Here is a 7,651-nt window from a genome sequence, read left to right on the forward strand (position 1 = left end):
CAGGCCGCCGCGGCTGCGGCGGCGGCTGCGTCGCACCCGGCGGCCACGAAGCGCACGTCGAACCGCTCGACGTCGTCGGGCTCGTCGTCCACGGACACCAGCTCAGCGGCGCCCAGCTCCTCGACCGGGTCGGTGCACGCGGTGACGCTGGCCTGCCTGAGCACGCCGCCAGGGTCGGGCTCACCGGCGAGCGCCTCGGCGGTCGGTGCGGCGATCAACAGCTACCGCGCGAGCATCGGGCTGCCGGCGCTGTCGGTCTCGACGTCGGGCACGTTGTCCTCGCACTCCCTCGACATGGCCGCCTCGGGTGGCATCTGGCACTCGGGCTTCGACAACATCGTCGGATGCGCGCCGAGCGCGACGTCGCTGGTCGGCGCCTGGTCCCGGTCGCCGTCGCACCAGGCGCAGATGGCGCGGACGGACGTGTCCTCGATGAGCGTCGGTGCCGCCACGGCGGACGGGTTCCTGTTCTCGGCGGTCAAGTTCAACTGACGCCGCGAGGGTCGCTGCGGTCCGGGTGGCGAGCCCGGACGCGGGCCGAGTTGTGAAGTCACTTCTGGTGACACCGGGATCGAGGACATCGGTCTCAGGCGCGGCTGCGCCTACGGGTGCTTGACCGGCGGTTGAACGGGGGAGCGAGGCGTCTGCGGGTACGACGCGCCTTGCCTTCTGCGGTCATGTCAGCCACGATCGGGTGAATTGTCCGATCCGCTGATGCCGTCCGCTGGGGGTCCGCCTGATGAGCCCGACCGCCCTGGCTCCCTCACGCCCCTCGAGCTCACGTCCGGTGCCGGACCGCATCGTGGAGCCGGCGCCCCGCGGGCCGCGCCCGACCGGTCGTCCGCACCCGGCGGCGGTCGTCGGCCTCGTGGTCGTCGTTGCCGTGACCGCAGGCCTCGCGACCGTTCGCGCCGCTGAGGCCTCGGCCGACCGTGCCGCGGCGGGTCGGACCGGGCGGGCGTCCGGAACCGATCTGGTGGACGCGGGGTGGCTCGCCGCCCAGCCCGGTGCGCTGGCCGTCGTGGCCGGCGACGCCCAGCGCGCGGCGCTCACCGCGTCGGCGCGGTCCGCGGAGGCCGAGGCGCGCACGGTGGTGGTCGCCTCACCGCATGCGGGCGACCTGCTCGCGGCGCTCACCGCAGCGGCCGACCGGACCCGCGACGCCGCCGCGGCACCGGGTCTGAGCCCGTTCGTGCTGCGCGCCCGGCTGGCCGACCTCGCGGCAGCGCGCGGGGCCGTGGTCGAGGCGGAGGCAGCCTGGCAGGCCGCCGAGGCCGCGCGACTCGCGGCGGAGCAGGAAGCGGCACAGGCCGCCGCCCAGCAGGCGGCGCAGCAGGCGCCGAGCGCTCGCCGGTCGGGCACACGAGTCTCGTCGGGATCGAGCTCCGCGGGGGCGACCGGGGCGGGCTCGCCCGCCGCCCCGTCGGCAGGCAGCGTGCACGCCGTGAGCATGACCTGCGTGACGCCGGCACCCGGGTCCGGGTCGCCGGCCGGCGCCTCGTCGGTCGGTGCGGCGATCAACGACTACCGCGCCGCCCACGGACTGCCGACGCTGTCGGTCTCGACGTCGGGGACGCTGTCCGGCCATGCGCTCGACATGGCCGCATCGGGCGGCATCTGGCACTCCGGGGCGGACAACATCGTCGGCTGCGCACCGGGCGTCAGCTCGCTCGTGCGGGCCTGGTCCGGGTCGCCCGCGCACAACGCCCAGATGCTGCGCACCGATGTGAGCTCGATGAGCGTGGGCGCCGCGTCCGCGTCGGGCTACCTGTTCGCGGCGGTCGCCTTCGGCTGACCCGCCGGCGAGCCGGGCTCAGGCGGGTGGGGCGAGCCGGATCTCCAGCGTGCAGCACTTGGCGCCGCCGCCGCCCTTGAGCAGCTCGGTGGTGGGCACCGGGATCGGCTCGTAGCCGCGCTCGCGCAGCTGGGCGGCCAACCGGGTGGCGGCCGGCGCGACGACGACGTGCCCACCGTCGCTCACCGCGTTGAGGCCCAGCGCGGCCGCGTCCTGCTCCTCGGCGATCACCGCATCGGGGAACCGGTGCTGCAGCTGCTCGAGCGCGGCCGGGGAGAACGCCGGCGGGTAGTACGCGATCTGCGGGTCGGCCGGGTCGCTCGACAGCACCGCGAGTGCGGTGTCGAGGTGGTAGTAGTGCGGGTCGACGAGCTCCAGGCCGACCACCTCGTGCCCGACGAGCCGGCTGAGCTCCTCGTGCGCGGCGGTGCTGGTGCGAAAGCCCGTACCGGCCAGCAGCACGTCGCCCACGACGAGGATGTCGCCCTCGCCCTCGTTCACCTGCTCGGCGGTGTGCGTGACGTAGCCGCGGTCGGCGAACCACTTCTCGTACGCCGGGCCCTCGGGGCCGCGTTCGGGGTAGCGGAACTTGGCGGAGTAGACGATGCCGTCGACCACGGTCGCGCCGTTGGCCGCGTAGACCATGTCCGGCAGCCCCTCGATCGGGTCGATGAACGACACCTGGTGCCCCAGGTCGAGGTAGACGTCGCGCAGCCGCTCCCACTGCTGCACGGCCAGCGCCGTGTCCGTCGCCCGGTCCGGGTGCATCCACGGGTTGATCTCGTAGGAGACCGTGTAGTGGGTGGGCCGGCACATGAGGTAGTGGCGCGGGGTGGCGCCGGGCGCGGTCGTGGACATGCGGCTCCTTGGCGGGTGCGCGTGAGCGGGGTGGTGCGCGTCCGACAGGCGCGCAGGGGGCGCGGTGGCGCCCGGGACAGGGTACTCGCGGGGCACCGGGCCGGGCGGGAGCCGACGGCGGCGGGTGGTGCGCGCGCCGGTAGCCTGGGCGCCATGGAGCAGCGGGTGCTGGGACGGACGGGTCGCCAGGTCGGGGTCGTCGGGCTGGGCTGCTGGCAGCTCGGTGCCGACTGGGGTGCGGTCGACGACGGCACGGCGCTCGCCGTGCTGGATGCGGCGGCGCAGGCGGGTGTCACCTTCTTCGACACCGCCGACGTGTACGGCGACGGGCGCTCCGAGCAGCTCATCGGGCAGTACCTGGCCGGCCGGCCAGGGCACCAGATCACGGTGGCCACCAAGCTGGGCCGCCGGGCCGACCCGCACGTCGCGCAGGCGTACACGCTCGACGCGTTCCGCCGCTGGACCGACCGGTCGCGGGCCAACCTGGGCGTCGACCGGCTCGACCTGGTGCAGCTGCACTGCCCGCCCACGGCCGTGCTGTCCGCCGACGCGACCTACGACCAGCTGGACGCCCTCGTCGAGGACGGCGGGGTCGCGGCCTACGGGGTCTCGGTCGAGACCGTGGCCGAGGCGCTGGGTGCGATCGCCCGACCGCACGTGGCGAGCGTGCAGATCATCTGCAACGTGTTCCGGCGCAAGCCCCTGGAGCAGGTGCTGCCGGCGGCCGCCGCGGCCGGCGTCGCGATCATCGCCCGGGTGCCGCTCGCCTCGGGCCTGCTGTCCGGCCGGTACGACGAGTCGACCACCTTCGGTGCCGACGACCACCGCACGTACAACCGGCACGGCGAGGCCTTCGACGTGGGCGAGACGTTCTCCGGGGTGCCGTTCGACGTGGGTGTCGCGGCGGCACGTGAGGTGGCGGCGTTCACCCCCGCCGGGGCGAGCACCGCGCAGCTCGCGCTGCGTTGGCTCGTCGACCAGCCGGGGGTGAGCGTGGTGATCCCCGGGGCGCGCAACGTCGAGCAGGCCCGTGCCAACGCGGCCGCGGCCGACCTCGCCCCGCTCGACGCGGCGACGCTCGCCGGGCTGCAGGCCGTCTACGACGCGCGCATCCGCGCGCACGTGCACGACCGCTGGTAGCCGGCGGCGGCGTCGTCGGCCGGTCAGCGCCGCCGGTCAGTGGCGGCGGGTCAGTGGCGACCGGGCAGCCGACGTCGTCGGGGTGCGGGTTCGAGCCGACCGCCCGCCGGGGGCAGCTGCGGCTGCGGCCGGACCGTCACCTCGACCACCTGGCTGAAGTGCTCCGGCGGCGGGCCGAAGGCGGCGCGTGCGCCCTCGACGACCGACCGCCCGAGCGCCTGGCCGCCCGCCGCACCGACGGCCGCACCCACGCCGAACGGCAGCAGCCGCCCGAAGGCGAGCCCGGTCTGCTTGGCCGCCTGGTTGCGCACGAGTCGCCGGGTGAGGGTGGAGTTCACCTTCTTCACCGTGCTCATCGGCAGCCGGGTGAGCAGCACCCGGCCCACGTGCAGGGTCGAGATCTCGGCGGCGTCGGAGACGGCCCGGGCGCCCGAGTCGCCGAGGATCGTCGCCATGAGCAGCGCGCGGCGGCGCTCGGTGTCCTCCACCGCGATCCCGTGCACCGAGGCGACCGCGAGCGAGAACGCCGCCGAGGCGCCGAAGAAGGTCGCGACGTCGCTGGTCGTGAGCGCGAGGGCGATCCCGGTGCCGACGGCGGGCAGCGCCGCGGCCGCACCGACCGCGGCGCCGGTCCCGGCGACGACGAGCAGGTACTCCCGTTCGAGCATCCGCACGATCTGCGCGGGGCTGGCGCCCGGGTTGCGGGCGCGCAGCGCGGCGACGTGCGCCTCGATCGTCGTCGACGGGATCGAGACGGCCTTGTCGAGCGCCTCGGTGAGCAGCCGGGGCACGGGCGTCAGCTCTCGCCCGCGACCGTGAACGTCGTCGTGGCACCGGCGTTGAGGGTGCGCCCGACGGTGCAGTGCTCCTCGATGGCGCGCTGCAGGATCACGAGCAGCTTGGCCTTCTCGGCCTGGTCCAGACCGGACAGGTCGACGGTGAGCTCGTCGGCGAGGGCGTCGTACCGGTCCTCGGGCCGCAGCGCCATCCCGCCGACCCGGATCGTCGCGGCGTAGTCCGGGCCGAGCCGACGCGACAGCGGGGCGTCGGAGGTGAGCCCGCTGCAGCCGGCGAGCGCGATCTTGAGCAGCTCGCCGGGGCTGAACGCGTCCTCGTCGCCGACCGACCCGATCTGCACGGTGGCGCCGCGCGAGTTGTAGCCGACGTAGCGGCGGGTGCCGGTGCGCTCGATCCACAGCCGGGTGTCACCGGCGTTCTCGAACGGGTCCTGCGGGGCGGGGTTCTGCTCGGTCATGTCGCGATCCTCGCACGGGTGGGGCTGCGAAACCCGGTGCGGACCGTTCGGGTCGACAGTGACTGAACGCGTGTTTAGTATCGTGATCGTGCGTTCAGCCACTCCGTCCGACGACGCGGACCTCACGGCCCGGGCCCGCATCCGCGACGCCGCCCTCGCCCGGTTCGCCGCCGACGGGTTCGGTGCCCCGCTGCGAGCCATCGCCGCGGACGCCGGGGTCAGCCCGGCCCTCGTCATCCACCACTTCGGCTCCAAGGACGGGCTGCGGCACGCGTGCGACGAGCAGGTGCGCCGGATCGTCGCCGAGGGCAAGGAACCCGTCTACGGCGCGCCCGGCGGCCATCCGGACCGGGCGGACATGTTCGCGCTGCTCGCCGACGTCGAGCGCTACGGCGTGCCGACGCTCTACCTGCTGCGCGTCTTCCAGGCCGGCGGCGACCTGGCCCGCGAGCTCGTCGACGACATGGTCGAGCTCACCCGCACCACGTTGGCCGACGGCGTCGCGAGCGGCGCCGTACGTCCGTCGCGCGACGAGGACGCCCGGGCCCGGTACCTCGTCATGCTCACCCTCGGGGCGCTCGTCGTCGACCAGGCGCTGCACCCCGCCGACCCGGGCGACACCGGCGGCTTCATCCGCGGCTACATGGCGCGGTACGCGCTGCCGTCCGCCGAGGTCTTCACCGAAGGCCTGCTGCTCGACGCCACCATGCTCGACGCCGTCGCCGCCACCTGGCCCGCCCCCACCGACCCGACCCCCACCGACCCGCCGAGGACGAGGACATGACCACACCCGCGATCGAGATCGACGGCCTGCACAAGAGCTTCGGGCGGGTGCACGCCCTCGACGGGCTGGACCTGCGCGTCGAACCAGGTCAGGTGGCCGGGTTCCTCGGGCCGAACGGCGCCGGCAAGTCCACCACCATCCGGGTGCTGCTCGGGATGCTGCGCCCCGATGCCGGGACCGTGCGGCTGCTCGGCGGCGACCCGTGGGCCGATGCCGTCGCGCTGCACCGGCGGCTGGCCTACGTGCCCGGTGACGTGGCGCTGTGGCCCGCGCTCACCGGCGGCGAGACGATCGACCTGCTGCTGCACCTGCGCGGTGCACGCCCCGACCCGGTGCGCCGCGAGGCCATGCTGCGCCGGTTCGAGCTGGACCCGACCAAGAAGGCCGCCACCTACTCCAAGGGCAACCGTCAGAAGATCGCCCTGGTCGCGGCGTTCTGCGCCGATGTCGACCTGCTCGTGCTCGACGAGCCGACCTCGGGGCTGGACCCGCTCATGGCCGCCGTGTTCGAGCGGTGCGTGCGCGAGGCGGTCGACCGCGGCACCTCGGTGCTGCTGTCCAGCCACATCCTGGCCGAGGTCGAGGCGCTGTGCGACACCGTGACGATCATCCGCGCGGGGCGCGTGGTGCAGTCCGGCACGCTCACCCAGCTGCGCCACCTCACCCGGTCGAGCGTGAGCGTGACGATCGGTGCCGACCCCGCCCCCCTCGCCGCGCTGCCCGGGGTGCACGACCTCGTGCAGGACGGCGCGAGGGTGCGCTTCTCGGTCGACGACGCGGCGGTCGGCACGCTGGCCGCGGCGCTCGCCGGGCTCGACCCGCACGGCCTCACCATCGCCCCGCCGTCCCTGGAGGAGCTGTTCCTGCGCGAGTACGGCGACGAGCTGGCCGCGCTGGAAGTGCCCGACGGGGGCACGGGGACGGCCACCGCGACCACCGCCGACGATGCGACCGCAGGACGCCGCCGGGCCGGCGGTCGGCGGGGCGCACGATGAGCGCCGTGACCGCACCGGCCCCGCCCGCGCGGCCACTGCCGGCCAGCGCCACCGCCGGCACCGGGCAGCTCGCTGCCTTCGCGCTGCGCCGCGACCGGGTGACCCTGCCGGTGACCGCTCTCGTGCTGCTCGCCATGGTGATGATCACCGACGTCTCGTTGCAGACCGCCTACGGCACCGACGCCGAACGGCAGGCGCTGGCCGCGACCGTCGGGGTGAACACGGCGTTCCTCGCACTGCTCGGCCCGCTCACGGCGACGAGCCTGCCGGCCGTCGTCTCCTGGCGGATCGGGCTGTTCATGATGGTCGTGCTGGCCGTCGTCGTCGCGCTCGCGGTGGTGCGGCACACCCGCAAGGAGGAGGAGGGCGGCCGGCTCGAACCGGTGCGTGCCGCCAGCACCGGGGCGCTCGCACCGCTGCTCGCCGGTCTGGTGGTGGGGGTGGTCACCACCGCGGCGACCTCGGTGGGTGTCGTCGTGGTGTTCCTGGCCATGGGGTCGGGCCGGGCCGCCCTTCTGGTCGGTGCGCAGTACGCCGGGCTGGGCCTGGTGACCGCCGGGCTCGCGGCGCTCGCGGCCCAGGTCGCCACCACCGCGCGTGCCGCCAGCTCGATCACCGTCACCCTCCTCGTGCTCGGCTACGCCGTGCGCGGGGCCGCCGACGTCAAGGACGGGCTGAGCTGGCTTCGGTGGACCACACCCGTGGGCTGGGTGCAGCGGATCGACCCGTTCGACGCGGCCGACCTGCGCCCCTTCGCGGCCTGCCTCGGGCTCGGCGTCGTGCTCGCCGGGGCGGCCGCCGTGCTGTCGCTGCGCCGGGACCTG

General features: G+C 74.9%; 8 protein-coding genes and 1 pseudogene. 6 read left to right on the forward strand and 3 right to left on the reverse strand.

What is annotated here, in order from left to right:
• The first annotated feature begins 141 nt into the window (after positions 1–141).
• A complete protein-coding gene (locus tag F2B26_RS13035) occupies positions 142–492 on the forward strand; it encodes a CAP domain-containing protein (RefSeq protein ID WP_159810058.1) in 351 nt (116 codons plus the stop codon).
• A 247-nt stretch (positions 493–739) separates the two neighbouring features.
• The gene (locus F2B26_RS13040; protein WP_159810060.1) at positions 740–1,795 is read left to right on the forward strand and encodes a CAP domain-containing protein; all 1,056 of its coding nucleotides are present in this window, start codon (positions 740–742) and stop codon (positions 1,793–1,795) included.
• Positions 1,796–1,813: 18 nt separating this feature from the next.
• Here the strand turns inward: F2B26_RS13040 and ddaH are convergent, their stop codons facing one another.
• Positions 1,814–2,653, reverse strand: coding sequence for a dimethylargininase (gene ddaH, locus F2B26_RS13045; RefSeq protein WP_159810062.1), 840 nt, complete (start codon positions 2,651–2,653; stop codon positions 1,814–1,816).
• 153 nt (positions 2,654–2,806) lie between these two features.
• On the opposite strand from ddaH, the gene F2B26_RS13050 reads away from it, so the two are divergent.
• A complete protein-coding gene (locus F2B26_RS13050) occupies positions 2,807–3,793 on the forward strand; it encodes an aldo/keto reductase (protein WP_159810064.1) in 987 nt (328 codons plus the stop codon).
• A 50-nt stretch (positions 3,794–3,843) separates the two neighbouring features.
• Here the strand turns inward: F2B26_RS13050 and F2B26_RS13055 are convergent, their stop codons facing one another.
• Complete coding sequence (locus F2B26_RS13055) at positions 3,844–4,584, reverse strand: hypothetical protein (protein ID WP_201292735.1); 741 nt, start codon at positions 4,582–4,584, stop codon at positions 3,844–3,846.
• A gap of 5 nt (positions 4,585–4,589) precedes the next feature.
• Positions 4,590–5,048, reverse strand: a complete 459-nt coding sequence (locus F2B26_RS13060; RefSeq protein ID WP_159810066.1) for an OsmC family protein — start codon at positions 5,046–5,048, stop codon at positions 4,590–4,592.
• Positions 5,049–5,136: 88 nt separating this feature from the next.
• On the opposite strand from F2B26_RS13060, the gene F2B26_RS13065 reads away from it, so the two are divergent.
• The 3 genes and pseudogenes from F2B26_RS13065 to F2B26_RS13075 form a co-directional block, all read left to right on the forward strand.
• On the forward strand, positions 5,137–5,832 hold the full coding sequence (locus F2B26_RS13065; RefSeq protein WP_235929662.1) for a TetR/AcrR family transcriptional regulator: 696 nt from the start codon (positions 5,137–5,139) through the stop codon (positions 5,830–5,832).
• Positions 5,829–6,827, forward strand: a complete 999-nt coding sequence (locus F2B26_RS13070; protein WP_159810070.1) for an ABC transporter ATP-binding protein — start codon at positions 5,829–5,831, stop codon at positions 6,825–6,827. The genes F2B26_RS13065 and F2B26_RS13070 overlap by 4 nt, the downstream gene beginning before the upstream one ends.
• A 5-nt stretch (positions 6,828–6,832) precedes the next feature.
• Positions 6,833–7,651, forward strand: a pseudogene (locus F2B26_RS13075) (hypothetical protein); the annotation flags it as partial.

The sequence above is a fragment of the Cellulomonas citrea genome, from assembly GCF_009829685.1.
In the GTDB taxonomy this organism is placed as follows: Bacteria; Actinomycetota; Actinomycetes; order Actinomycetales; family Cellulomonadaceae; genus Cellulomonas; species Cellulomonas citrea.

Excerpts from the sequence above, each read along its gene's own strand:
- F2B26_RS13040 (WP_159810060.1), top strand. The coding sequence starts at position 740 with ATGAGCCCGACCGCCCTGGCTCCCTCACGCCCCTCGAGCTCACGTCCG.
- ddaH (WP_159810062.1), bottom strand. The coding sequence starts at position 2,653 with ATGTCCACGACCGCGCCCGGCGCCACCCCGCGCCACTACCTCATGTGC.
- F2B26_RS13050 (WP_159810064.1), top strand. The coding sequence starts at position 2,807 with ATGGAGCAGCGGGTGCTGGGACGGACGGGTCGCCAGGTCGGGGTCGTC.
- F2B26_RS13060 (WP_159810066.1), bottom strand. The coding sequence starts at position 5,048 with ATGACCGAGCAGAACCCCGCCCCGCAGGACCCGTTCGAGAACGCCGGT.
- F2B26_RS13070 (WP_159810070.1), top strand. The coding sequence starts at position 5,829 with ATGACCACACCCGCGATCGAGATCGACGGCCTGCACAAGAGCTTCGGG.